Origin of the sequence: Arthrobacter sp. UYP6 (assembly GCF_040547315.1) — a bacterium.
Taxonomy (GTDB): domain Bacteria; phylum Actinomycetota; class Actinomycetes; order Actinomycetales; family Micrococcaceae; genus Arthrobacter_B.
Map to the genome: position 1 here is coordinate 312,200 of NZ_JBEPPM010000001.1, position 22,546 is coordinate 334,745.

23 protein-coding genes are annotated in these 22,546 nt (G+C 66.6%); 7 read left to right on the forward strand and 16 right to left on the reverse strand.

The features are described from left to right. Positions 1 to 11: 11 nt before the first annotated feature. From ABIB35_RS01540 to pdhA, 4 genes are all read right to left on the reverse strand, one after another. The gene (locus ABIB35_RS01540; protein ID WP_354178287.1) at positions 12 to 863 is read right to left on the reverse strand and encodes an MBL fold metallo-hydrolase; all 852 of its coding nucleotides are present in this window, start codon (positions 861 to 863) and stop codon (positions 12 to 14) included. Between the two features lie 187 nt (positions 864 to 1,050). Then, positions 1,051 to 2,547 carry a dihydrolipoamide acetyltransferase family protein gene (locus tag ABIB35_RS01545; protein ID WP_502915702.1) on the reverse strand — a complete coding sequence of 499 codons (1,497 nt, stop codon included), beginning with the start codon at positions 2,545 to 2,547 and terminating at the stop codon, positions 1,051 to 1,053. Positions 2,548 to 2,549: 2 nt separating this feature from the next. Further along, complete coding sequence (locus tag ABIB35_RS01550; protein ID WP_354178291.1) at positions 2,550 to 3,650, reverse strand: alpha-ketoacid dehydrogenase subunit beta; 1,101 nt, start codon at positions 3,648 to 3,650, stop codon at positions 2,550 to 2,552. Positions 3,651 to 3,663: 13 nt separating this feature from the next. Then, positions 3,664 to 4,827, reverse strand: a complete 1,164-nt coding sequence (gene pdhA / locus ABIB35_RS01555) for a pyruvate dehydrogenase (acetyl-transferring) E1 component subunit alpha (protein WP_354178293.1) — start codon at positions 4,825 to 4,827, stop codon at positions 3,664 to 3,666. 183 nt (positions 4,828 to 5,010) lie between these two features. On the opposite strand from pdhA, the gene ABIB35_RS01560 reads away from it, so the two are divergent. Further along, positions 5,011 to 5,475: an Lrp/AsnC family transcriptional regulator gene (locus ABIB35_RS01560; RefSeq protein WP_354178295.1), complete on the forward strand. Its 465-nt coding sequence runs from the start codon at positions 5,011 to 5,013 to the stop codon at positions 5,473 to 5,475. A gap of 105 nt (positions 5,476 to 5,580) precedes the next feature. Here the strand turns inward: ABIB35_RS01560 and ABIB35_RS01565 are convergent, their stop codons facing one another. From ABIB35_RS01565 to paaA, 11 genes are all read right to left on the reverse strand, one after another. Further along, the gene (locus tag ABIB35_RS01565; protein WP_354178296.1) at positions 5,581 to 5,835 is read right to left on the reverse strand and encodes a DUF6480 family protein; all 255 of its coding nucleotides are present in this window, start codon (positions 5,833 to 5,835) and stop codon (positions 5,581 to 5,583) included. Between the two features lie 144 nt (positions 5,836 to 5,979). Continuing rightward, complete coding sequence (locus ABIB35_RS01570; RefSeq protein WP_354178385.1) at positions 5,980 to 7,242, reverse strand: Dyp-type peroxidase; 1,263 nt, start codon at positions 7,240 to 7,242, stop codon at positions 5,980 to 5,982. Positions 7,243 to 7,409: 167 nt separating this feature from the next. Next, positions 7,410 to 8,042 (reverse strand): copper chaperone PCu(A)C, encoded by a 633-nt coding sequence (locus ABIB35_RS01575; RefSeq protein ID WP_354178298.1) that lies wholly within the window; start codon positions 8,040 to 8,042, stop codon positions 7,410 to 7,412. Between the two features lie 159 nt (positions 8,043 to 8,201). After that, positions 8,202 to 8,864, reverse strand: coding sequence for a copper resistance CopC family protein (locus ABIB35_RS01580; protein ID WP_354178300.1), 663 nt, complete (start codon positions 8,862 to 8,864; stop codon positions 8,202 to 8,204). A gap of 68 nt (positions 8,865 to 8,932) precedes the next feature. Continuing rightward, positions 8,933 to 9,604, reverse strand: a complete 672-nt coding sequence (locus ABIB35_RS01585) for a hypothetical protein (protein ID WP_354178301.1) — start codon at positions 9,602 to 9,604, stop codon at positions 8,933 to 8,935. A gap of 378 nt (positions 9,605 to 9,982) precedes the next feature. Next, positions 9,983 to 10,750 carry an enoyl-CoA hydratase/isomerase family protein gene (locus tag ABIB35_RS01590; protein WP_354178302.1) on the reverse strand — a complete coding sequence of 256 codons (768 nt, stop codon included), beginning with the start codon at positions 10,748 to 10,750 and terminating at the stop codon, positions 9,983 to 9,985. 24 nt (positions 10,751 to 10,774) lie between these two features. After that, the gene (gene paaE / locus ABIB35_RS01595) at positions 10,775 to 11,965 is read right to left on the reverse strand and encodes a 1,2-phenylacetyl-CoA epoxidase subunit PaaE (protein ID WP_354178303.1); all 1,191 of its coding nucleotides are present in this window, start codon (positions 11,963 to 11,965) and stop codon (positions 10,775 to 10,777) included. A gap of 3 nt (positions 11,966 to 11,968) precedes the next feature. Then, complete coding sequence (gene paaD / locus ABIB35_RS01600) at positions 11,969 to 12,505, reverse strand: 1,2-phenylacetyl-CoA epoxidase subunit PaaD (protein WP_354178304.1); 537 nt, start codon at positions 12,503 to 12,505, stop codon at positions 11,969 to 11,971. A gap of 6 nt (positions 12,506 to 12,511) precedes the next feature. Further along, positions 12,512 to 13,336 (reverse strand): 1,2-phenylacetyl-CoA epoxidase subunit PaaC, encoded by an 825-nt coding sequence (gene paaC, locus ABIB35_RS01605; protein WP_354178305.1) that lies wholly within the window; start codon positions 13,334 to 13,336, stop codon positions 12,512 to 12,514. Continuing rightward, positions 13,333 to 13,710: a 1,2-phenylacetyl-CoA epoxidase subunit PaaB gene (gene paaB / locus ABIB35_RS01610; RefSeq protein WP_354178306.1), complete on the reverse strand. Its 378-nt coding sequence runs from the start codon at positions 13,708 to 13,710 to the stop codon at positions 13,333 to 13,335. The genes paaC and paaB overlap by 4 nt, the downstream gene beginning before the upstream one ends. A gap of 2 nt (positions 13,711 to 13,712) precedes the next feature. After that, on the reverse strand, positions 13,713 to 14,732 hold the full coding sequence (gene paaA, locus ABIB35_RS01615; protein WP_354178308.1) for a 1,2-phenylacetyl-CoA epoxidase subunit PaaA: 1,020 nt from the start codon (positions 14,730 to 14,732) through the stop codon (positions 13,713 to 13,715). A 149-nt stretch (positions 14,733 to 14,881) separates the two neighbouring features. On the opposite strand from paaA, the gene ABIB35_RS01620 reads away from it, so the two are divergent. The 3 genes from ABIB35_RS01620 (at position 14,882) to ABIB35_RS01630 (ending at position 18,296) form a co-directional block, all read left to right on the forward strand. Then, positions 14,882 to 15,274: a PadR family transcriptional regulator gene (locus ABIB35_RS01620; protein WP_502915697.1), complete on the forward strand. Its 393-nt coding sequence runs from the start codon at positions 14,882 to 14,884 to the stop codon at positions 15,272 to 15,274. Then, positions 15,261 to 16,004 carry a hypothetical protein gene (locus tag ABIB35_RS01625; RefSeq protein WP_354178309.1) on the forward strand — a complete coding sequence of 248 codons (744 nt, stop codon included), beginning with the start codon at positions 15,261 to 15,263 and terminating at the stop codon, positions 16,002 to 16,004. Before ABIB35_RS01620 ends, ABIB35_RS01625 begins: the two co-directional genes overlap by 14 nt. A gap of 117 nt (positions 16,005 to 16,121) precedes the next feature. Further along, on the forward strand, positions 16,122 to 18,296 hold the full coding sequence (locus ABIB35_RS01630; protein WP_354178310.1) for a S9 family peptidase: 2,175 nt from the start codon (positions 16,122 to 16,124) through the stop codon (positions 18,294 to 18,296). A 327-nt stretch (positions 18,297 to 18,623) separates the two neighbouring features. Here ABIB35_RS01630 and ABIB35_RS01635 read toward each other — a convergent pair whose 3' ends face one another. Next, positions 18,624 to 19,757 (reverse strand): DedA family protein, encoded by a 1,134-nt coding sequence (locus ABIB35_RS01635; RefSeq protein ID WP_354178311.1) that lies wholly within the window; start codon positions 19,755 to 19,757, stop codon positions 18,624 to 18,626. A gap of 153 nt (positions 19,758 to 19,910) precedes the next feature. On the opposite strand from ABIB35_RS01635, the gene ABIB35_RS01640 reads away from it, so the two are divergent. From ABIB35_RS01640 to ABIB35_RS01650, 3 genes are all read left to right on the forward strand, one after another. Further along, entirely contained in the window at positions 19,911 to 20,390 is a 480-nt protein-coding gene (locus ABIB35_RS01640; RefSeq protein WP_354178313.1) for a hotdog fold thioesterase, read from the forward strand. Between the two features lie 45 nt (positions 20,391 to 20,435). Next, the gene (paaK, locus tag ABIB35_RS01645; protein ID WP_354178314.1) at positions 20,436 to 21,788 is read left to right on the forward strand and encodes a phenylacetate--CoA ligase PaaK; all 1,353 of its coding nucleotides are present in this window, start codon (positions 20,436 to 20,438) and stop codon (positions 21,786 to 21,788) included. A 93-nt stretch (positions 21,789 to 21,881) separates the two neighbouring features. Next, positions 21,882 to 22,511, forward strand: coding sequence for a TetR/AcrR family transcriptional regulator (locus ABIB35_RS01650; protein WP_354178315.1), 630 nt, complete (start codon positions 21,882 to 21,884; stop codon positions 22,509 to 22,511). Positions 22,512 to 22,546: the final 35 nt, after the last annotated feature.

The following is a 22,546-nucleotide window of genomic DNA, read 5'->3' on the forward strand; positions in this document are numbered from 1 at the left end:
GGCTACCGCTCCTACTGCTTCAGCCATTTCCAGCGGGCCAGCGTCCGCAGCCGCATCAGCAGGGCGCGGGACTGCTCCGGGCCGTACGGCAGGATGGGAATGGCCTTGGTCATGTCGGTGGAGGCCTGGTCCATGGCGCTGCGGGTGACGGCAACAGCGGTGCGCATCTTGTTCATCTGCGTGGTCACAAAATCCACCGTCACCGGCGTGCCGTGCCCCGGCACAAAGAGGGAATACAGGTCCTCCAGCGCCGTCACCTTGCCCAGAGTCCGGATCCAGTCCTTGGGGAACGAGTCCTCAAAGGACGGGTCGGCGCCCTCTTCCACGAGGTCTCCGGTGAATAGGACATCGCCGGCGCCCACCAGCAGGTCGTGGTCGGTGTGGCCGCGGCCCAGGTGGAAGAGCGTGACGGAGATGCCGCCCAGATCCAGGTCCACCGGGGTGCCGTCCACCAGCCGGTTCGGGGCCAGGATCTCCGTGTATGTGCCCTCGCCGGCGGCCATTTCCGCTTCCACGTGGACGACGGCGGGGCGCTGGGACTCGCCGTGCTCACGGATCGATTCGGCGCAGCGGCTGGTCGCCCAGATGTCCTGAACACCGTTGGCAGCCAGCACGGCATTGCCGAAGAAATGATCAAAGTGTGCGTGGGTGTTCACGGCGATAAGCGGCAGGTCGGTACGTTCCCGAACCGCCGTAAGGATGGCGCAGCCCTGCCGCGGACCGGCACCGGTGTCGATGATGAGGGCCCGCTCGTCGCCGATGACCAGACCGGTGTTCATCCCGAAGCCGGGGTTGGCAAGCACCAGCACCCGCGGGGCCACCTCCTGCCACTGTGCGGTTGCCTGCCCGGATGCGTCGGTCATGGGTCCGTCCTTTGGTTCCGTGAACTGCCCGGCCGGAAGGGTGGCGGGCGGTGGGGGCTCTGGTCCAGCTGCTGCTCTCCAAGGTATCGCGGCGGCGGCACTGCGGTGGTGCCGGCCCGCCAATGTTGCGGGCCGGCTGCACGCCGGGAGGACGATCAGGCGGCGGGCTGGCCAGCGGCCGGAAGGCTCAGAGGTCCGCCAGGACGCTGCCGGGATTTTCCATGGCATCGGCGACGTAACGCAGGAAACCTCCGGCGGTCCCGCCGTCGCAGATCCGGTGATCGAACACCAGGGTCAGCTCCGTCATTTTCCGCACGGCCAGGGCACCGTCCACGACCCAGGGCTTGTCGATGATCCGGCCGACGCCCAGGATGGCCGACTCCGGATAGTTGATGATCGCGGCGCTGCCGTCCACACCGAACACACCGTAGTTGTTCAGGGTGAAGGTGCCGGAGGTCAGCTCCGCGGGGGTGGCTTTGCCATCCCTGGCCGACGCCGTGAGCCGGCGGATCTCCGCGTCCAGTGCCCGCGCGTTCATGGTGTCTGCGCGGCGGATGGACGGAACCACCAGCCCGCGGTCGGTCTGCGCCGCAAAGCCCAGGTTAATCCCTTCATACGCGGTGATCCGGGCGCCTGTTTCGGTGCCGCTGCCCGCCGGGCCGTTTCCCGCTCCGTCCGGTTCCGGGTCGAAGCGGGCGTTGAGCTCGGGGAACTTCGCCAGCCCGGCCAGCACAAACCGGGCCAGGAAGGCCAGCAGCCCCGGGGTGTTCTCCGGATGCCGGCGCTTGAGGTCTGCGCGCAGTTCCAGCAGTGCGGTGGCATCCACGTCCACCCAGACGGTGGCTTCGGGAATGCGGCTGCGGCTGGCGGTGAGGTTCGCGGCGACCGTTTTCCGCAGGCCCTTGACCGGTGTCCGGGAGGCGATGGTCAGGCCGGTGCGCGGATCCAGGGCAGCTGGTGGCACGATTTCCGCGCCGCTCCCGCCAGTGTTCGACGGCGAAAGCGCAGTGTCCGCAGCGGCCAATGCCGCTTCCACGTCACTGCGCAGGATCAGCCCGCTGGCACCGGAGCCGGCGAGGTCCGCCAGCTGTACGCCGCCCTCGCGGGCCAGTTTGCGGACCAGGGGCGAGATGCACCGGGGGGCTTCGGCCGGCGCTGCCGGTTGAGGAGCAGAGGGCGCCGGGGCCGGAGCAGATGACGCAGCAGCCGCAGGAACAACGCGAAGGACCGGAGGAGCTGCACCGGGAGGGGACAGTTCAACCGCTGCACCGCGCGGACGGCGGGTTCGGCGGGCCACGGCGTGGCCGCCGGGGGTGCCGTAACCGATGAGCACATTGCCCGACCCGGCTTTCTCCTCCTGCCGGTACGCTTCCCCGTCCGGATCGCTGTTACCCGGTGCCGGGGCTGAGCTGACAGGGAGGACCGGTTCGGGCGCGGCGGCCGCGGCGCCGGCCGGCGAGACACTGATCAGGGGGCGCCCGACGTCGAGCGTCTGCCCGGCTTCCCCGTGCAGCTGCGCCACGGTGCCGGCAAACGGGGAAGGAACCTCCACCAGGGACTTGGCGGTCTCCACCTCGGCCACCGGCTGGTCCACCCGGATCTCGTCCCCCACGGCCACCAGCCAGGTCACCAGTTCGGCTTCGGTCAGGCCCTCACCCAGATCAGGGAGCAGGAAGGTGCGCATGCTCATCGGTCCTCCCACTGCAGGTCGTCAACGGTGTCCAGGATCCGGTCCACGCTGGGCAGGAACCAGTGCTCTAGTTTGGGTGCCGGATAGGGAATGTCGAACCCGGTCACGCGCAGCACCGGCGCGGCCAGGGAATGGAAGCAGCGTTCCTGTACACGGGCCACGATTTCCGAGGCCACCGACGCGAACCCGGGAGCTTCGGAGATCACCACGGCACGGCCGGTACGGCGTACCGAAGCGGTGACTGTTTCATCGTCGAACGGCACGATGGAGCGCAGGTCAATCACTTCCAGCGACCGGCCTTCCAGCGCGGCAGCTTCGGCGGCAGCAAGGGCAGTGGACACCGACGGACCGTAGGCGATCAGCGTGGCATCGGTGCCGGCGCGGGCCACGGCGGCGGTGCCGATGCCGCCCGGACCCCGGGCACCGTCGTCGTGCGCTTCGTCGTCGTGCCCGGTGACGTCCCCCGCGTCAAAGCGGCTGCGCAGCGCGGCCAGATCCACGTCCTCCTTGGTCCAGTAGAGCTTTTTGGGTTCCAGGAACACCACCGGATCGTTCAGCCGGATGGCCTCGCGCAGCAGCGTGTAGGCATCAGAGACGGTGGCGGGGGCCACCACGGTCAACCCCGGTGTGTGGGCGTAATAGGACTCGGAGGAGTCGCAGTGGTGCTCCACTCCCCCAATGCCGCCGGCGTAGGGAATCCGGATCACCATCGGCAGGCGGACCCTGCCGCGGGTGCGGTTGGCCGTCTTGGCAACATGGCTGACCACCTGTTCAAAGGCCGGATAGGCAAAGGCGTCAAACTGCATTTCCACTACGGGACGCATGCCGTTCATCGCCATGCCCACGGCCATGCCCATGATGCCGGATTCGGCCAGCGGCGTGTCAAAGCAGCGTTCATCGCCGAAGCGGGCGGTCAGCCCGTCGGTGATGCGGAAGACACCACCCAGCGGACCCACGTCCTCACCGAACATGATGACAGCGGAATCGGCTGCCATTTCATCGGCCAGTGCGGTGTTCAGGGCCTTGGCGAAGGTGAGGGACGCGGGTGCGGACGGGCTTGGCGCGGCCGGCGCTTCGAGGGTTTCAGTAACGGTCATCGGGGGCTGCCTTTCAGGCCTGGCGCGAGAGTTCATCGCGCAACAGGTTTGCCTGTTCGGTGAGCTGAGGCGTGCGGCGGGTGTAGACGTGGGCAAAGAGTTCCTGTGGATCCGGTTCCACGTCGGTGTTCAATCCGTCGCGGATGGCGGCAGCAATGGTCTCGGCGTCGGCTGCGAAGCCGGCTTCGGCGTCGTCGTCGAGCAGGAACAGGCCGCGCAGGTAGGTGCGCATGCGGGTGATCGGATCCCGCGGCACCCAGGCCTGAACGTCTTCCTCGGTGCGGTAGCGGGTGGCGTCGTCGGCGTTCGTGTGCGCCTGCATCCGATAGGTGTGTGCCTCCACCAGTGACGGTCCGTGGCCCTCGCGAGCCCGGTCCACCGCCGCCCCGAGGACGGACAGCAGCGCGGCCAGGTCATTGCCGTCCACCCGTTCCCCGGGCATCCCGTAGCCGATGGCCTTGTGCGCGAGCGACGGCGCCACGGACTGGTTTTTCAGCGGCACCGAGATGGCGTACTCGTTATTCTGCACAAAGAAGACCACCGGAACGTGGAAGACGGCGGCAAAGTTCAGGGCTTCGTGGAAATCACCCTCGCTGGTGGCGCCGTCTCCACACATGGCCAGGACCACGGTGTCCTCGCCCTTAAGCTTGGCGGCGTGCGCCACCCCGACGGCGTGCAGCAGCTGGGTGGCCAGCGGCGTGGCCTGCGGAGCAGTGTTGTGCTCATAGGGGTCGTAGCCGGAATGCCAGTCCCCGCGCAGCAGCGTTAGGACCTGCAGCGGTTCCACTCCGCGGGCAATCACGGCCACGGTGTCGCGGTAGGTGGGAAAGAGCCAGTCCTTCTCACCGAGGACGACGGCGGCGGCCACTTGGCAGGCTTCCTGGCCGTGCGAGGAGGGATAGACGGCAAGCCGGCCCTGCCGGACAAGCGCGTTGGCCTGGTCATTGATGCGCCGGCCGTTGATCAACCGGGCGTAGGCGCTGCGCAGGGTGTCGCCGTCCGGCAGCGGGTAGCGGTCATCGTGGCGGTGGATGCCGTCCGGGTCCACAAGCTGCACCGGAGACTCCGAGGGCAGCAGCTCCGAACCGGTGTCAGTGCCCGGGCTGCCGGTACGCGATGCTTCCCGGCGGTGATCTTCCATGGCACCGGGGGGCGGATTGCCCGTAGAAATAGTCATTTTGCCTCCGTCAGCCGCACTTCCACAGCCTCTTCGCCGTGGATGTTCTGTTATCCCAGTATGCTGACGGACCCTTATTCGTATCCATACGAGGCCAAAAGCGTGGATGTTAGCCACCTTTACGGTTAGTGTGGTGGACGAAATGCAAATGTGAGCTGGATTACGCGAAAGGATGTGGACACTATGGCACGGGACGGAACCGAGCCAACGGCCCCTCGCTTGGACGAAATTGACCGCGCCATCCTGGCCGAGCTCACCGGAAACGGCCGGGCCTCCGTTACGGCAGTGGCCGAGGCCGTACATATTTCACGGGCCCACGCCTACTCCCGGATTGCGAAGCTGACGGAGACGGGTGTGCTGAGCCGGTTCACCGCCGTCGTCGATCCGGTGAAGGCCGGGCTGCGCTCCTCCGCCTATGTGACGCTCAAGGTGCGCCAGCACTCCTGGCGGGAATTGAGGGAACAGCTGCGTGCGATTCCCGAGATCCACCACATTGCCCTGGTGGGCGGCTCCTTCGATGTGATTCTGCTGGTGCGGGCCGAGGACAACGTGCATCTGCGCCAGGTCATCTTCGACCAGCTCCAGTCCATGCCCGGCATCCTGGACACGCAGACATTCCTGGTGTTTGAGGATTTGGACGCGCGGTAGAGGAACAGAAGGCCTGTGCCGGCACGGACACGACTGCGGCCCGCACACAGCTGCGGCCCGCCACGGGTAATCCGGGTGGCGGGCCGCAGTTTCTGTGCTCGGAACTCAGTTTTCGTCGTGCCCCTGATCCATGCTCATTTGGTCCTCGGCGGGCGGGGTTTCCCCCGGTGGTACGCCGCCGCCGGGTTCCAGCCCGGTGATGTTGCCGGCCGCGGGATCCGGATTGGCATGCTCGCCCTTGACCGTACTGGGCGCGTCATTGCCGCTGCCCTCCCGCGCGGCATCCTCCACGTTTTTGCCGGCATCCTTGGGCTTGTCGGGATTGGCCGGGTCATTGTTCGGATCGTAGCTGTCCGCCATCTGTGCCTCCATCTCGCCGTCGCTGCCATCACTTTCCGGGTTACCGGAAGTGAATCATCAGCATGCTGATCATTCACTGCCAACCTATCTCCACCTGCCCGGTCGGACAACCCGGCAGCAGGTCCGGCCTACCCCGGCAGATGCTCAGCCAAAGAGCACATCCCCCACAAACCCTCCCTCCGCGGCGCCCGGCGGCACGGCGAATACCGCGGAACCCACCGGCGTGGTCCATTCATTGAGGATGTCCAGCTGATCCAACCGCCGCTGGATCGGCACAAACTGCCGGTCGACGTCGGCCTGGTAGGACACAAAAATCTGTCCCGAATCCGAGACACCCCCGGAGCTTGAGCCGGACGCGCCGGTCCCGGGCGGATCGTCGTAGTTGTAGGGGCGCCGGAAGATCCGCTGCCGTTCATCGTCCGGCCGGGCACGGCGCAGATGGGAGGAGTCGGCGATCACCGCGAACCCGAGGCTGTTGCGGACTGTGAAGTCCGGCGCGTCGTGCTCGGCGGTGCCGGTGAGCGGAGCACCGGTGTCCAGCGTGCGGCCCACGGCTTCTTCGCGTCCGCGCCGGTCCAGTTCGTCCCAGGTGTCCAGGTTCATGGCGATCCGCCGGATGGCCATCGAGGTGCCGCTCTCCAGCCACGGCGCGATCTCCGGGCCGCCCCAGACAACCCGCTCGAATTCCCCGGTTTTCCTCGGGTTGCCGGTGCCGTCCAGCTGACCGAACAGGTTACGCGGTGTGGCATCGGCCTGCCCCGACCCGACGGCGTTCAGGAACCCGGACTGCACCCAGCGCAGGGAGGCGAAGGACCGGCTGTCCTTAAGCAGCATCCGGCGGGCATGAGCCAGGGTGAGCGGATCATCGGCGCAGAGCTGCAGCAGCAGATCACCGCCGGTATAGGCCGGTTGCAGCCGATCTATACCAAACGCGGGCAGCGGCCGAAGCCACGGCGGAGCCAGCTCCGGTGCGGCCAGTGCCACGAGGGCCGGACCAAAGCCGAACGTCACCGTCAGCCTGGCCGGGCTTACCGCCAGTTCGGGTTCGGTGTCCGCCAGCGCCGGCCGCCCCTGAGTGAGGGCGGCGGCGTCATCGGAGAGCAGTCGCAGCAACGCAGCCAGGCGCTGCCGGGTCAGCCCCGGCTTGAGGTCCAGCGCCAGGAACACGGCGTGGGCCTGGGCCGGCGTCTCGATTCCGCTCTGGCGCGCCCCGTAAAAGGGCACGACGGCGGTGCCGGCGGCGCCAGCCCGGGTCCCCGTTCCGGCACCGTTCCCCGTTCCGGCTGCTGCGCTGTCTTCAATCCTCTCGGTTTCCGTGCGGGCACCACCCGAAAGAGCGATCCCGGCGGCAGCCAGGGCCCCCACCCCGGCTGCGGCTCCGCCGAACAACAGGTGCCGGCGGTTCATCCCACGGCGGGCGGCGGGGGCGCCGGAGTTGCCGGAGTTACCGGAGCTGCCGGAGCTGCCGGCCGGGCTGCCCGCCGGGCTCTCTCCCCGACCGCCGTCGACACCGGAGCCGTTTCGCGCACTCTCTCCCCGGTTGCCGTCCTCGGCACCCGGAACCCGCGCCGCACTCATTTCCCGTGGTAACTCTCGTTGGCGCCGGAGAAGTCCTTGGCCGTGGCGGTGAAGTCAACGGTGGACCCGTCAGCAAGCTCCAGGCTGAAGTCGATCTGATCGCCGGGCAGGACCGGAGCCGTGAGCCCCATCAGCATGAGGTGGTTTGCGCCCGGCTCCAGCACGTACTCGCCGCCGGCCGGAATGGTGAAACCGTCAGCGGTTTCAGCCATCGCGAATACTCCGTCCGGACCGGCCACTGTTTCGTGCAGCTCAACGGAGGATGCTGCGGGCGAGGATGCGCCCACCACGTGGACATCCTCGGTGCCGGTGTTGGTCAGCACTCCGAAGGCTCCGGTCATACCGGTGTCGGCAGCCTTGATCCACGGCTCCCGGACGCTCAGCGGGGATTCGGTTGCCGTGGCGGATTCCTGGGCTGTTCCGGAACCGGCCTCCGCGGAAGCCGGCGCCGGGGCGGATGTTTCGACTGCGGGATCGGCCGGGTCACCGGCACACCCGCCCAGCAGCAGAAGACTCAGGGCAGCCACCGGGAGAAGGGACAGGGTTTTTCTGGACGTCTGGATTGAGGTCGTGGCAGTGGCGTTTGTGGACGCGCGTGTGGACGTGGAAAAGGGCAGGAAAAAGGACATGATGAAGCTCCTGAAAGGCATGGGCGCGCCGCGGCTCGCTGTGGAGCCGGGCAGGGTGGTGCGCCGTGAAGTATGGGTGCGGAAACGTCCGGGCGATGGACCCGGATCTTGAGGTCCGGCTATTCAGTCCGGTTGTTCAGTCCGGATCTTGAAGTCCGATTATTCGGTCCGGCTGCGCTTGCGGCGCGCCATGACTGCGTAGACCGCATAGACGGCCAGTCCGGCCACCCCGGCAAGGAAGATGGGAAGCCACTGGGTGGTTCCGCCGTCGTCGGACGCTGTGCTTTCCGCACTGTCCGTGGCACCGGCGCTGGGCTCCTCCGCGGCTCCGTCTTCGGCGGGAACAGCGGTAGCGGCCGAACCGGCAACGGCCTCTGCGCCAACCAGGAATTCGAACTGGCCCGTGATCGGGTGTCCGTCCGAGGAGACTGCGCGCCAGCGGACCGAGTACTCCCCGCCAGGCATGTCAGTGGGCAGCGGCTGAACGAGGGTTTCCCGGCTGAGCACCGGGGCGGCTTCGGCCCAGTTCCGGCCGTCGGCGTCGAGCACCAATATCTGGTTACCCAGGTCCATCAGGGCGCTGCTGAAGACCAGTTCCAGCTCCGGCGGTGACGTTTCGAAACGTTCCCCGGCTGCCGGTGCGCTGCTCACCAGCTCGTCATGGGCAAGTGCTGCCGGAGCGGTCGAGAGTGCTGCTGCGAATCCTGCCATGAGCAGGGCTCCGAGCAGGAAGATCCGGAAGACCAGCGGTTTACGTGCAGTGGTGTGAGACCGGTTGCTGGAAGTGGGCTGGTGGGAAATGGATGAGGAGAGCGAGGGCATGGCTGCTTTCTGCACCGGCTTGTTGCCGGCGGCTGCTGGGAGAAAGGCTCCGAGCAAAGTGCGCGGGCCTAGAAGGACACGGCAGCAGCCGGCGGTCCCCGGTGTCTCATCACCAGCAGGGGAACACCAAGGTTCCGCCGTGGTGCGGCAGGAACGAGGGTGGAAAGTTTAGGAATCCGAGGGCCCAGCGGCAGGGGCAGGATCAGCGGCAGGAGCTGGGTGATGCGCAGCCGCATGGCTTCAAGGATCCGCAGCAGGGCAGCTTCGCCGTTGCGCAGAAGCACCACGGTTGCGGCGGCCGCAAGCAGATGCCCAAGCCACATTGCGGCCGAGGAGTGTCCGGCGGCAGTCATGGCTCCGGCGGCTCCGGCGTCGGTGAACTGCGCGGCCAGCGCTGCTGGATCCGCAGCGGCTGCATGTCCGGCGTGGCCCGCATGGCCTGCCGCGCTCAGGCCGGCAGCCGGAGGCCCGGTGGTTCCGGCGGCCATTCCCGCTCCGCCGACGGTAAAGAGCAGGTGAAAGATCCCCTGGCTGGCCAGCACGGATCCAATGGTTCCCGGCAACGACAGAGCTCGTCCGGCCAGGGCGCAGGAGACCATTGCGGACAGGGCGAGGCAGAACAGCACAATGGACGGGTGCGGGATGACGCCGCCGGCGAGGACATGGGACGCTGCAGCAACGGCCGTGGCCGAGAACGCTGCGGCCCAGCCGCGCACCAAACGTGCGGCGCGCGTGCTCATGTTCCCTCCCGGAGACGGCTCGGACCGGATGAGCGGGTGCTCCCTCCGGCTGCTGACATTCTCCCCGGATTTCTACAGGTTGTCGAATACGTTGGTGCAGGGAGACTCAGTGTGCAGGTCCGGCGACTTCCCGCCGCCCCGGCGCACTCAGTGTGCAGGTCTGGCGACTTCCCCGGCTCGGAAGCCACCAGAGCTGCACACACGCTGAGGCAGTTCCGCACACAGGCCACCATAAGTGAACACACGACAAGCGCCGCGCGCCGGTTTACGGGGCCAATGCCCTGCAGACGCATACCTGACCTGACCTGACGCTTATCGGACCTGGACCTGACGCGGACCGGCGACCCTGCATCATGGTTCCGCAGGCTGCCCCTAGTGCTACCCCTGAAAAACGGGCTTGCGCTTGTCGATGAATGCGGAGAAGCCTTCGGCGTAGTCCTTCGTTCGGCAGAGTTTCCCCTGAGCGGTGTTCTCGGCCTCCATGGCGGTCCACAGCCCCACCCTTGAATCACGGATCTGCGCCACCAGCGACTTCGAGGCCCGGAATGCTCCGGTGGCGCCGGCGGCCACCTGCGCAACAATCTCCCGGGTGCGGCCCAGCAGTTCCTCGGCCGGGAACGCACGGCTGAACAGGCCAGCCGCCACGGCTTCAGACCCGCTCATCAGGTCCGCCGTATAAATCAGGTCCAGGGTCCGGTGCGCGCCGAGGCGTTCGGTGAACAGCCAGTGCCCGCCGGAATCCAGGGTTGCGCCAAGGTTCGCGAACGGCGATCCGATCTTGGCATCCTCCGCCACGTAGACGACGTCGGTGGCCACCAGCAGGCCGAGCCCGACACCGAGGCAGGCACCCTGCGCCGCGGCGAAGGTGGGAGCCGGGAAGGCCGCCATCTTCTTCAGTAAGGGAGTCACCAGGTCGCCCAGATAGGCATAGGCGTCGTCATTGGCGGGGTCGACGGCGGAAATGTCGCGCCCGGCGCAGAACGCCCTACCCTCCCCGCGCAGAAGGAGGGCCCGCACCCCGGCGGCCGCGGCGTCGTCGTACGCCTGCGAAAGCTCCGCCAGCGCATCCTCGTTCAACGCATTCAGCTTCTTCGGCGCGTTCAGGACAACTTCGGCGACGCCGTCGTTGATGCTCAGTTCAATCACAGGGTGTTCCGTTCCTTCGAAAAACTAGGCGTCGTAGTCGACGGTGACATCGGGGCTCGTGGGGCGGCTCTGGCAGGTCAGGACGTAGCCCTTTTCCAGCTCGTCCGGTTCCAGGGCGTAGTTCTCCTCCATCTCCACGGTGCCGGTGACCAGCTTGGCACGGCAGGTGCCGCAAACGCCGCCGGCGCACGCGAACGGCACATCCGGGCGGACGCGCAGTGCGGCGTTGAGGATGGATTCGCGGGCATGGGTGGGGCTGGCCACCTTGCCCTGCAGCCCGTCCAGTCGGAAGGTGATGGAGTAATTGTCGCCGCCGGGTTCGACGACGACGGGACGGCCCGCCGATCCCTCCGGTTTCCCGGGCTGGCCGGTGCTGAACAGCTCGAACCGGATTTTGTCCGCCTCCACGCCGCGCTCGGCCAGGGCATCGCGGCACATCTGCACCAGGTCAAAGGGACCGCAGAGGAACCATTCGTCCACCTGCTGCGTCGGGAGCACCGAGTCGATCAGCGTGGCAAGCTTCTCGGCGTCGATCCGCCCGGAGAGCAGGGGCGAGATGCGCTGTTCACGGGAGAGCACATGGTGCAGGGCAAACCGGGCCGGATATTTATCCTTCAGATCCGCCAGTTCCTCCAGGAACATGACGTCCATGGCCGCCTTGTTGGCGTAGACCAGGTCAAAGCGCGTGGTCTGCGACGCTGCCAGCACGGTGCGGGCAATGGCGATCACCGGGGTGATGCCCGATCCGGCGGCCACCGCCACAAACACGTCCTCACCGGTGACCTCCAGGTCTTCGGGGTGGTTCAACCCGTTCATCGGATGCTTGGAAATGAAGCCGCCGGCCGGGCTCATTACGTCCAGCACGTCGCCGGCCTTGAGGGATTCGTTGGCCCAGGTGGAGAACCGGCCGCCCAGGTCCCGCTTGATCGCCACCCGGATTTCGCCGGGCTGCGGCTCGGCGCAGATGGAGTAGCTACGGCGGATTTCCGCGCCGTCCATGGTAGTGCGCAGGGCCACATACTGCCCCGGCAGGTAATCGTAGGAACCGGACAGTGCCTCGGGAACCGCGAAGGTCACTTCAATGGCGTCGTCGGTAAGCCGGCGCACCTCGGCCACGGTGAGCGGGTGGAAAGTGGTTCGGCGGGACGGTACGGAGCCCGACGACGGCGCGGCTGCGTCCGCTGCGGAGGCCGGCGCGGGAACGGAGGTTGTCATGGGTTAGAGCACCTTGAAGTAGTCGAAGGGTTCGCGGCAGTCCTGGCAGACGTAGAGCGCCTTGCAGGAGGTGGAGCCGAAACGGGTCAGTTCACGGGTATTCAGGGAGGAGCACTGCGGGCACTTCACGCTCAGGCCCAGCCGGACCGGGCCTGCGGCGGCTTTGCCGGTGGGCGGCGCGATGCCGTAGGTGTTGAGCTTCTCCTTGCCGGACTCGCTCATCCAGTCCGTGGTCCACGCCGGAGCCAGGACCAGGTCCACGCGCACCTGCTCATAGCCTGCCGCGTTCAGCGCCGCGGTAACGTCCTGGCGGATGGCGTCCATGGCCGGGCAGCCGGAGTAGGTGGGCGTGATGGTGACGGTAACGGTCTTCGGTCCGGTTGGTTCAACGGCGCGGAGCACGCCCAGATCCTCGATGGTCAGCACCGGGATCTCGGGGTCGCAGACCGTGGCCGCGATGTCCCAGGCACGGGCGGCCGCGGGATCGGAGGGCCGGAGCGTTGCGACCCCGCCTCCGGTTTCAGCCTCAGTCTCAGTCATGGCCGCCTACCAGCTGGCGCCGGGATGCTCGCGGGCCAGGACCTGCATTTCGGCCAGCAGGTAGCCCAGATGTTCGCTGTGCACCCCGCGGCGTCCGCCGCCGGGTGCGGCGGCAACCGCAGGCACCTCAAGGCCGGCTTCGCGCAGCACGGCGCCCACACCGGCGTCGAACCCAACGCGGAGAGCGGACGGCAGCACTGCCGCTCCGGTTCCGGCCAGCGCGACGGCCAGGTCGTCGTCCTCGAACAGCTCGCCCACATACGGCCACGTCAGTTCCAGCGCGCGTGAGATGCGGCGGCGGGATTCCTCGGTGCCGCCGGCCAGGCGCAGGATCCACTGGGCACTGTGGTCGCGGTGGTAGTCGACTTCCTTGACGGCCTTGGCGGCAATCGCAGCCAGGGTCGGATCGGTGGAGGACATCAGCGCGGAGTACAGCTCAAAGGAGTAGAAGGACACCACCAGCTGGCGGGCGATGGTCCGGCCAAAGTCGCCGTTGGGCTGTTCAAACAGGTGCGCCGAACGGAATTCACCCTCGCGGCGCCAGTAAGCCAGGTCGTCCTCGGTCCTGCCGCTGGCGGATCCGGCGTAGGTCAGGAAGGACCGGGCATGCCCCAGCAGGTCCAGCCCGATGTTGCCCAGCGCCACGTCCTCCTCCAGCTCCGGGGCGCGGGAAATCCACCAGCCGAGGCGCTGGGCCAGGATCAGGGAATCGTCCCCGAGGCGCAGGGCATATTCGGCGACGTCGGCGGGCGCCTTGATGCCCGCGGCGGCAATGTCCTCCGGGCGCAGGGCGTTGCCGGGCGTGATGCGGGTGGCGCTGTCCGAGCTCACAGGTGCTTCACTCCTTCGGACTTGGTGTAGTACGTGGCGTGCCGGTAGTCCTTGCCCTGCGGGGATTCAAAGAACTGACCCTTGGCATCGGGGTCGGAGGCAATAATGGCCGACGCCGGCACCACCCAAAGCGAGACGCCCTCGTTGCGCCGGGTGTACAGATCGCGGGCGTTGCGGACGGCCATGGCCGCGTCCGGGGCGTGCAGCGATCCGGCGTGCACGTGGGAGAGCCCGCGGGAGGACCGGACAAACACCTCCCACAGCGGCCAGGCGGAGCTGAGGGCTGCGGCGCCGGCCGCCGTCCCCGGCTCCGCGGGAGTCTGCGTGCCCACGGGCTTGGCGCCGTCGTCGCCCGTTGTGGAACCGGAAACCATGATCAAGCCACCTCTGTCTGTTGTGCCTGTGCCGCCTGTTTGGCCGCATAGGCGGCCGCTGCTTCGCGCACCCAGGCGCCGTCTTCATGTGATTCCCGGCGACGGGCGAGCCGCTGCGCGTTGCAGGGTCCGCGGCCGGCCAGGACTTCCTTAAACTCGTTCCAGTCCAGCGGCGAATGCTCCCACTGCAAGGTGTCCTCGTTGTAGCGGATATTGTCATCCGGCAGGGTCAGGCCCAGGACCTTGACCTGCTCCACGATCATGCCGACAAACCGCGAACGCAGTTCGTCGTTGGAGAAGCGCTTGATGTTCCAGGCCATGGACTGCTTGGAGTTCGGTGAATCATCATCCGGCGGGCCGAACATCATCAGCGACGGGGCGTACCAGCGGTTGATGGCGTCCTGTGCCATGTCGCGCTGCACGTCGGTGCCGTTGGCCAGTTCCAGCAGGATTTCGAATCCCTGCCGCTGATGGAAGGACTCTTCCTTGCAAACGCGCACCATCGCCCGGCCGTAGGGGCCGTAGGAGGCGCGGCAGAGCGGCACCTGGTTGCAGATGGCGGCGCCGTCAACGAGCCAGCCGATCGCACCCATGTCCGCCCAGCTGAGCGTGGGGTAGTTGAAGATGCTGGAGTACCGGGCCTTGCCGGCAATCAGGTCCTCGGTCATTTTCTCGCGCGGGGTCCCCAGCGTCTCCGCGGCGGAGTAGAGGTAGAGGCCGTGTCCTGCCTCATCCTGCACCTTGGCCATCAGAATAGCCTTGCGTTTGAGTGAGGGGGCGCGGGTGATCCAGTTTGCTTCGGGCTGCATGCCGATGATCTCGGAGTGCGCGTGCTGGGAAATCTGGCGGACCAGGGTCTTGCGGTAGGCCTCGGGCATCCAGTCCCGCGGTTCAATCCGCGAATCGTCGGCCAGGAGCTGTTCAAAATACGCCTCGGGTCCGGCGTCCACGGACGCGTCCGGCTCGGCGTTGGCGGCCGGAACGGCCTGCAGGCCGGGGGAAGCCTCGGTATGCAACGACATGACTGTCACCTCACTGTGCGAAAGGGAGCCGGATGCGAAAGCGCAAGAATGATTACCGACCGTTCGGTCAGGATATAGGCGTGACGGATGCCACGTCAACACCGGCATACTATATAGACAGCCCATCTAGTTAATGACAGTATCTAGCTGTGCAGAACGTTTCCTGGCCCAGCGACTGGATGCGGGCAACGCTTGGCCTGTGCGTACTCAAAGCGCTCGACGGCGGCGCCACCTACGGTTACGCCATCGCCTCCCGCCTGGAGGAGCAGGGCTTCGGTGCCGTCAAGGGCGGAACGCTCTATCCGCTGCTGACCCGCTTTGAGGCCGCCGGCTGGGTGACCGCCTCGTGGCGCGCCGGCGACGGCGGACCCGGGCGGAAGTACTTCTCCCTCACCGCCGATGGGAGTCGGGAACTGGCCGGGCAGCGCGAGCTGTGGGCACGGTTCGCCGGCACGGTTGAGGCCTTCCTGGAGCACCGGGAACCTGATCATGACAGACCGGATAAGGACAGCTCTGAAGGGGGCACCCATGGAAACCCGTGACGGCCGCAATACCCGGGATCCGGACGGGGCTGCCCGACCCGACAAGGCCACCAGGCGCTGGTTTGACGACTTTGTGGTGGAACTGCGGCTGCAGGACGTCCCCGGGGACGTCATCGGGGATGCAGTAGCCGCAGCCAAGGAGTTCCTGGCCGATTCCGGCGGCACCCCGGCCGAGGTCTTCGGTCCGCCCCGGGCCTATGCCGAGAGCCTGGATCTACCCCGGAGCCGGGAGCCGCGGTCCGCCATGGCGGCCCTGCTGGTTCCCACCTGTCTGGGACTGCTGGGGTTCTTTGCGGTGGCGGCAGCAGTCAGTTCCACGGGCGCCAGTGTCCGGGTCACTCTTCCCGGCCTGCTCATTGTGCTGACCGGGCTGGCCCTTGCCGCCTGCGCTCCCCTGCTGCTGGGCCTCTTTGTCCGCGGACCATTCTGGCGTCCGGTGTGCGGGTTCATGGCGGTCTTCACCCTTCAGGTCCTGATCGGGGTGTTCGCCAGGGACACAGTGCTCTTCACGCTTCCCGCGGTAACCACCGCCCTGATTGGCGGTCTAATCCTGCTGTCCACCTCGCTCTGGGGACAGTTTCGGAAGGGATCGGCCCCGGACCCCATCCTGGAGCCGATGGCCGACCTGCCTCAGCAGTCCTTCGGCACCACCCTGCTAACAGTGCTCGGCAACTGGATGCTGTTCCTGGCTGCCGCCGCCATTTCGGCCTGGTTCTTACTGCGGTCCTGATACTGCTGCCCGAATACGGCGGCCCTGACGCTGTGCGGGCGCGGCGGACCGGTAAGCCGCGAGCATAAACCCTGCGGCCCTCTTCGTCCCCCGCAGCCGTGTCGATATATTCGGGGAATGACTACTTCTTCCACTCCTCCCGTTGCTCAAAAGGTTCCCACCGAACGCGTCCACCACGGAGATACCTTCGTTGACGACTACGAGTGGCTGCGGGAGAAGGAAAACCCCGACGTCGTGGCGCACCTGAAGGCTGAAAACGCCTACATGGAAGAGGTCACGGCGCACCAGGAGAAGCTGCGGCAGGAGATCTTCGACGAGATCAAGAACCGCACCGAGGAAACCGACCTGTCGGTTCCCGCCCGCAAAAAGGGCTGGTGGTACTACTCCCGCGCCGAAGAGGGCCAGCAGTACTCCATCCACTGCCGCACCGCGGCGCAGGACACCGGCGACCTGGACGCGGACTGGACACCGCCCGTCGTCGAGCCCGGTGTTCCGGTGCCGGGCGAGCAGATTCTGATTGACGGCAACGCCGAGGCCGAGGGCAAGCCGTTCTTTTCCCTGGGCGGCCTGGCTGTGACGGAGGACGGGAACCTGCTGGCCTACTCCGAGGACAACGCCGGCGACGAGCGGTTCACCCTGCGGATCAAGGACCTGCGCACCGGTGAACTGTTGCCGGACGTGGTTTCCAATGTGTTCTACTCCCTTGCGTTCTCCCCCGACGGCGCCCGCGTCTTTTACACCGTCGTCGATGATTCCTGGCGCCCCTACCAGATCAAGGCCCACACGCTCGGCACCCCGGTGAGCGACGACGTCGTCATCTACCAGGAGGACGACGTCGCCATGTGGACCGGCTTTGACCTCTCGGCGGACCGGAAGCAGCTGCTGATCGGCATCAGCAATTCCGAATACTCCGAGTACCGGGTCCTGGACTTCGAGGATCCCGCCGGCGAGGTGCGGACCCTGATCCCGCGCAGCGAGCGCATCCTCTACGAGGCCGAGCCCGTCACCCTAGCCGGGACACGCCATTACCTGATCACTCACAACAAGGATGCCCTGAACTCCATGCTCTCCCTCGTGGCGGAGGAAGACTTTGCGCTTCCGCTGGCCGAGCAGCACTGGAACACTGTGGTGGCGCACGACGACGCCGTCCGCGTCAACGGCGCGGCCGTCACCAAGACGCACGTCATCGTTTCGGTCCGCAAGGACACCACCGAACGAGTGCAGATCCTGCCGCTGGAGGGCCTGGGCACCGAGGTCCAGGGCGATCCAGTGGAGCCGGCCTTCGACGAGGAGCTCTACACGGCCAATCTGGCCAACGCCGAATACGATTCCCCCATCATCCGGCTCAGCTACACCTCCTACCTGACCCCGCCGCGCGTCTACGACTACGTGCTGGCCACCGGTGAGCTGGAACTGCGCAAGGAAACCCCGGTCAAGGGCGGTTACAACCCGGCCGAGTATGTGGCGGAGCGGGCCTGGGCTACCGCAGCCGACGGCGCGCAGATTCCGCTGTCAGTGCTCCGCCGGGCCGAGGTGAAGCAGGACGGAACCAACCCCGCCCTGGTCTACGCCTACGGCAGCTACGAAATCAGCATGGACCCGGCCTTCAGCGTGGCCCGGCTGTCCCTGCTGGACCGCGGCGTCATCTTTGTTGTCGCGCATATCCGCGGCGGCGGCGAAATGGGGCGCACTTGGTATGACCAGGGCAAGAAGCTGAATAAGAAGAACACCTTCACCGACTTCGTGGACGCCACGGATTACATGGCGTCCTCCGGCTGGGTGGATCCGTCCCGGATTGCGGCCATGGGCGGCTCGGCCGGCGGACTGCTGATGGGCGCCGTGGCCAACCTGGCGCCGGAAAAATACAAGGCTATTGTGGCGCAGGTTCCCTTTGTGGACGCCCTGACCACCATCCTTGATCCGGAGCTTCCGCTCTCGGCCCTGGAGTGGGAGGAATGGGGCAACCCCATCACCGATCCCGAGGTGTACCGGTACATGAAGGAATACTCCCCGTACGAGAACATCCGCGCGGTGGACTATCCGCGGATTGCCGCGGTCACGTCCTTCAACGACACCCGGGTGCTGTACGTGGAGCCGGCCAAGTGGGTGGCGAAGCTGCGCGAGGTGACCACCGGCTCCGAGCCGATCGTGATGAAGATCGAGATGGACGGCGGACACGGCGGAGCTTCGGGCCGGTACGAGGCATGGAAGGACCGGGCCTGGGACTACGCCTTTGTGCTGGATGCCCTTGGCGCGGTTGAGCCGATCACATCCGAAACAGGCAGCAACTAGCATCGGCTGAAGCCGGGGGGCGGAGCTGAGGAGCGGGGCGGGGCTGAGGAGCGGCCGGAGGCACCTGGAGATCCCTAGTCGTCATCTGCACTAAGGACGCCGATGTCCCACCAACCTCAAGTGTGCAGCTCTGGTGGGTTCGGCTGCCGGACGCCGCAAGGAGTGTGCAGCTCTGGCGGGTGCAGGCGGGGCCAGGTCACCATATGTGCCCACAGGACAGCGGACGCAGTGCGCCGGGCCGCCGGATCTGCACACTCAGTTCCACCCCGGAGGCCCGCAGCACTGCAGTACCGAAGCACCGCAGGACCGCAGGACCGCAGGACCGCACTACAGCAAGCCGTCTCCCGTTTCCGGTGCTGGTTTCTTGAGCGGCAGCAGCGGGGAAGTAGGAGGCAGCGGCGGCCGTCTGGGCGGGGACAGCCGCCTCTCCGGCTGTCGGGCGGCTGCCGGACGGTCGGGCGCGCGGCGCGGAGGTACCCGGCGGGCAGCCGGCGGCTCCGGGGTGACTGGGTCGAACCGGGCAGGATCCTTCTCAGCGTCCTCCGACGATTTTTCATGAGCGCCATCGGCCTTCGGATTCGCCTCCGATTGAGTCTCCGCGGCCGCGGAAGGGTCAGCGTGAGTTTCCGCGTCTGCCTGATTCCCTGTCTCAGAATCCGTCTCCGCATCCGAGCTTGCATACGTTTCCGAGTCGGCATGAGTTTCCGAGCCGGCATGTGCGTCCACGTCGGATGCAGACTCCGGCTTCTCCGGCACCTGCGGCCCGTCCTCCGGGCCAACGTCGGTTTGGCGCCTCTGGCGGAGCAGGCCCAGGCCCACGGTCGCGAAGGTCAGTAGGACCACCGCTACGACCAGCAGGTCCAAATGATCGCGGACGAACGGCACCCGGTTGCCCAGGACGTAGCCGAGAACAGTGAGTCCGGTCCCCCAGAGCAGGGCGCCGATGGCGTCATAAAAGACGTACACGCGGTAGGGCATCCGTCCGATCCCGGCCACCACCGGCGTGAAGGTCCGCACCACCCCCACAAACCGGGCCAGGATGACGGCCTTGCCGCCGTGCCGGGCAAAGAACTGCTCGGCACGCTCCACGTTTTCCCGCCGGAAGATCCGCGAATCAGGACGCGAGAACACCGTGGGGCCGGCCTTGCGGCCAATCCAATAGCCCAGCTGGTCACCCGCAAAGGCAGCGCTGGAGATCAGCAGTCCCAGCACCCAAACATTGACGTCCACGGTGCCGGTGGCCACCAGCAGCCCCGCCGTGAACAGCAGCGAATCGCCGGGCAGGAAAAATCCCACCAGGAGTCCGGTTTCGGCAAAGACAATGGCGCAGACCAACAGCACTACCCAGGGACCCCATGCCGGGTCCGCCAGGAAAACCTGCGGATCCAGCCACTCAGGAAGCACGGTAACCCCGGAGCATCGGAACAGTTCCCCCAGCATTGGCCGCAGCCTCACACGCATCCACCTCCTCAACGTACGCCACGGTGTGGTGCTCTGTCCCGCCGCTGCACAAAGAGCCCCGCACGGATGTGACACACTTCCACCGCGCGCTTGACAGTGAGACCCCTCACAGGATTACCTAATGAACATTCGGTAACTAAACGAGAGGGTCCCATGGCTGACACCGGCGTCACCGCCCAGGCGCAGGAAAACGGGCTGGATCATTCCATCCTGGAGCACGATTCGACAGCCCGCTGGCTGGGACTCGTGGTGGAGCATCTTGCCCCCGGCGAGGCCGTCTGCAGCATGGTGCTCCGCCCCGAAATGCTCAACGGCTTCAGCATCGCTCACGGAGGAATGGTCTTCGCCTTCGCCGACACGGCCTTCGCGTTGGCCTGCAACCCTGCGGCAGCGAGCCTGGCGGAGATGGAAACGATCACCGTCGCGTCCGGTGCGGACATCAACTTCATTTCCTCCGCACGTCCCGGTGAAACCCTGCGCGCCATCGCCGGGCAGCGCGCGTCGTCCGGGCGAAGCGGGCTCTACGACGTCGAGATCACCGCCTCCGGGCCGGACGGCGACACCCGGGTTGTGGCGGAGTTCCGCGGCCGGTCCCGCACTGTTCCGAATCCCGCCTTCCGGTCCCGCAGCTGACCGGCTTTTTCTTTGACAACGACGTTCCAATGCAAAGGGCATTCCATGACTTCCTCCCCCGCACTCCTCAAGTCCACCGCGGCAGATCAGGCGTCACTCGATCCCGAGGAGCGGATGAGCCGCGACGAGATCGAAGCCCTGCAGCTGACCCGGCTGCAGCACACCGTGAAGTACGCCTACGAGCGCGTGCCGCTGTACACCAAGAAGTTCGACGACGCCGGCGTCCGCCCGGAGGATCTCAAGGAACTCAGCGATCTGGCCAAATTTCCATACACCACCAAGGAAGACCTGCGCCAGACCTACCCCTTTGGCATGTTCGCCGTGCCGCAGAACCAGGTGGCGCGAATTCATGCCTCCTCCGGCACCACGGGGCGGCCCACCGTTGTTGGCTACACTGCCGGTGACTTGGACCGCTGGAGCACCCTCGTGGCGCGCTCCCTGCGTGCCTCCGGCGTAAAACCCGGCTACAAGGTGCACAACGCCTACGGTTACGGGCTCTTCACTGGCGGTCTGGGTGCTCATGCCGGTGCTGAGAAGCTCGGCTGCACGGTGATCCCCATGTCCGGCGGACAAACCGAACGCCAGATCCAGCTGATCCAGGATTTTGAGCCGGACACCATCCTGTGCACGCCCACCTATCTGCTGACCATTGCCGACGCCATGCGCGCCGCCGGCATTGATCCGCGCTCCACCTCGCTGAAAAACGCCGTCCTGGGTGCAGAGCCGTGGACCGAGGAAATGCGCCATGAACTTGAAGTTGCCATGGATCTGGACGCCTGCGACATCTATGGGCTCTCCGAGGTCATGGGTCCGGGAGTGGCGGGGGAATGCGTGGAGTCCAAGGACGGCACGCACATCTGGGAAGACCACTTCCGCCCGGAAATCATCGATCCGTTCGATGAGACCAAGGTGCTTGGCGACGGCGAACCGGGCGAACTCGTCTTTACCTCGCTGACCAAGGAAGCGCTGCCGATCATCCGGTACCGCACCCATGACCTGACCCGGCTGCTGCCCGGAACCGCACGTCCGGGCATGCGCCGGATGGGCCGGATCACCGGTCGCAGCGATGACATGATCATCCTGCGCGGCGTGAACCTCTTTCCCAGCCAGATCGAGGAAATCGCGCTGCGCATTCCGGCCCTGAGCCCGCACTTCCAGCTGGAAATCACCCGCCCGGACCGGATGGACGAACTCACGGTCAAGATCGAGCGGCGCGAGGACTCCTCAGCCGCCGACTGCCTCACGGCGGCCGCGGAACTGCGGACCCAGATCAAGGTCCATGTGGGCTCCTCCTGCACCGTCCAGGTAGCCGAGCCGGGGACGCTGGCCCGCTCCAGCGGCAAGCTCCGCCGGATCTATGACCTGCGCGTCAAGGACGCCGGACTGCTTCAGAGCTGATTCAGGCTCCTCCGGCCAGGCCGGGCAGGCTGGGCTAGCCCGGTCTGCCCGGTCTGGCCTTACCTGCCGAACGTTCGTGAGAAAATAGGACCCATGCCTTCAACGCCAACCGCCGCAGCCGGGGCAGCCTCAGCTGCCAACCGCCGGGGCCGGCCCGGATACGACCAGCAGTCCGTCCTGGCCATCGCCGTAGACGTCTTTAATAAGCACGGCTACGAGGCGACGTCCATGGGTATCCTCGCCGAGAACCTCGGTATCACGAAGTCCGCGATCTACCATCATGTGCCGTCCAAGGGTGACTTGCTGCGCCTGGCTCTGGAGAACGCGCTCGGCGGGCTGGAAGCCGTCCTTGATGACGCCCGGGCCTCCAGCGGAGCAGCCGATGCACAGCTGGAGTTTGTGCTGCGCGGCACCATTAAGGTCCTCACCGAACGTCTGCCGTTCGTGACGCTGCTGCTGCGCCTGCGCGGCAATACCGAAATTGAACGGGACGCCCTGGCCCGGCGGCGCGAGTTCGACCACCGGGTGGCCACTTTGGTGGATGCCGCCCGCAGCGAGGGATCGCTGCGCAGTGACATTGATCCGCGCACCACCACGCGCCTGCTGTTCGGCACGATCAACTCAATTGTGGAGTGGTACAAGCCAGGGGGTCCCATCTCCCCGGACCAGCTGGCCGACGACGTCATCTCCATCATGTTTGACGGGTTGCACTCGCGGTCCTGACCCTGCCCTGACGCGGTCCTGACCCGGTCTTTGCT